The organism is Acetatifactor sp. (assembly GCF_982438285.1).
This window is the reverse complement of sequence record NZ_CEWDFQ010000417.1, coordinates 1-2,306: the sequence shown is the minus strand read 5'-3', so window position 1 is coordinate 2,306 and position 2,306 is coordinate 1. Positions and strand designations below refer to the sequence as shown.

The window sequence follows — 2,306 nt, the reverse complement described above, 5'->3', positions numbered from 1 at the left end:
GTTTAAAACAGTCGGCGTCCAGCCTTTCAGGGACGGCGGCGAAAATAAGTTCATTTGTAAAGCATAATTATAATGGAGGAATAAAAAAGTATGTTTCATCTGCTTTTAGCGATTATTTATCTTGCCTTTATCAGTCTGGGCCTGCCGGATTCCCTTTTGGGCTCCGCCTGGCCGTCCATGTATCAGGAATTTCAGGTTCCGGTGTCCTATGCGGGAGTGATCTCCATGATCATTGCGGCCGGCACCATCGTGTCAAGTCTGCTGAGCGACAGGCTTACCAGAAAATTCGGCACAGGAAAAGTGACCACGGTAAGCGTGGCCATGACGGCGGCAGCACTGTTTGGCTTTTCCATGAGCCACTCCTTTTGGGCTTTGTGTCTGTGGGCGGTTCCCTACGGTCTGGGAGCGGGGGGAGTGGATGCTTCCTTAAACAACTATGTGGCGCTTCACTATGCCAGCCGCCATATGAGCTGGCTTCACTGTATGTGGGGAGTGGGCGCATCCTTAGGTCCTTCTATCATGAGCTTTGCCCTGACAAGGGGACAGACATGGAACATGGGCTACCGCTATATCAGCCTGATACAGATCGCCCTGACAGTGGTGCTGCTGTTGAGCCTTCCTCTCTGGAAGAAAAATACCACATCCTCTCAGAGGGAGGACAGTGCAGGGACAGACGGCGGCGCAGAATTGGATGCAGGCACAGAGGCGTCTGCCGGTGAAGGAGAGATCCTTTCCTTAAAAAAGATTTTGGGTATACCCGGGGCAAAGGAGATTATGGTCACCTTCTTTTGCTACTGCGCCCTGGAGCAGACTGTGGGCCTGTGGGCGGGCAGCTACCTTGCGCTGCATACGGGCTTATCCGGCCAGCAGGCGGCGGGCTATGCAGGACTTTTCTTTCTGGGAATCACTATTGGGAGAGCGGCCAGCGGCTTTCTTACCATGAAGCTTAAGGATACGCAGATGATCCGGCTTGGCCAGGCTTTGATTTTTATGGGAATATTGGCGCTGCTACTGCCCTTTGGAGAGATTACGGCTTTTGCGGGGCTTGCTGTGGTAGGGCTTGGCTGCGCGCCTGTCTACCCTTGTATTATTCACTCTACCCCGGCGCATTTCGGTGCGGATTCCTCCCAGGCGCTGATCGGTGTGCAGATGGCGTCCGCCTATGTGGGAACCTGCTTCATGCCCTCCGTGTTTGGCCTTGTGGCAAACCATATCAGTGTTTCCCTGTTTCCGGTTTATCTGGCTGTGATTCTGATTCTTATGGTTTTGATGCACGAGAGGATGCTGCGGAAACGGGAATCTGAATCTCGGTGAGAAATTCCTCTTCCAGCGAGGTGTCCCGGTTATCGATCACATACAGCTCAAAGGCAGCGCCTGAAGCATACCGGCCCTTTTCCTCCAGCCAGGAAAGGGCCTCTTTTACGCGCCTGCCGTTTTGCAGATAGCCGCCTTGGTAAAAATAGGAAAGATAATTTCCCGCCGGCAGCTCAAAATCATAGAGACTGGCGTCCTCCTCCAGCACAAAAAACACGGAATCATATACGTTGGAATCCCCCTGACGCAGTCTTTCCATGTCAAAGCGGGCTCCCACGGTCTGATTTCCAAAATCCTTTATTTTATCCTCATGTCTGCGGTGGAGCTTTTTCATCACAAAGTCCATTTCCTCGTCCCGGGTGATGTGCTCCGTTATCTGAACGCATCTCCTTCGGGGAATGTGAATGATCTCCATGATGTCTGGCTTTACAGAAAGGGCCTCATGCAGGCCCGCCAGGCGCTTTTGCAGACAGCGTTCCTTTTCTTTAAGCTCTTCCATGGTAAGGCGTACCAGCTTCTGCTCCTGCTCTAGCAAAGAAAGGGTGTTGCCAATGCTTTGCTTCTCCAGATATTCCCTGATCTGGCTCATAGAAAAATCAAGACTGCGCAGATCTCGGATGAGATTCAGCTTATACATATCCTTCAGGCCATAGAGCCGGTAACCATTCTGATCTCTTTTGGGCTTTATGACGCCAAGCTTTTCATAATAACGAAGGGAATCGGCGCCAATTCCATATAATTTTGAAATTTCATTGATTTTGTAATATTCTTTCATAATGCACCTGAAATATTTAGGGTATTGACATTGGTATTGTACCAGAGTTTATCATGGCAGTAAAGAAACGGAGGAAAATATATGTGGAAAGAAAGAATCAGAAAGCTTATTGTAATTTTACTGGGGGCAGCCATCGCAACCTTTGGAATTCATAATATTCACCAGCAGACGCAAATCACGGAGGGCGGCGTTATCGGAATGGTTTTGCTTGCAAACC

General features: G+C 50.0%; 2 protein-coding genes. One reads left to right on the top strand and one right to left on the bottom strand.

Annotated elements, in window-relative coordinates:
• The first annotated feature begins 90 nt into the window (after positions 1-90).
• Positions 91-1,314 carry an MFS transporter gene (locus tag AC1WIP_RS14735; protein WP_481142540.1) on the top strand — a complete coding sequence of 408 codons (1,224 nt, stop codon included), beginning with the start codon at positions 91-93 and terminating at the stop codon, positions 1,312-1,314.
• Here the strand turns inward: AC1WIP_RS14735 and AC1WIP_RS14730 are convergent.
• On the bottom strand, positions 1,259-2,089 hold the full coding sequence (locus tag AC1WIP_RS14730) for a MerR family transcriptional regulator (protein WP_481142539.1): 831 nt from the start codon (positions 2,087-2,089) through the stop codon (positions 1,259-1,261). The genes AC1WIP_RS14735 and AC1WIP_RS14730 overlap by 56 nt on opposite strands.
• Positions 2,090-2,306: the final 217 nt, after the last annotated feature.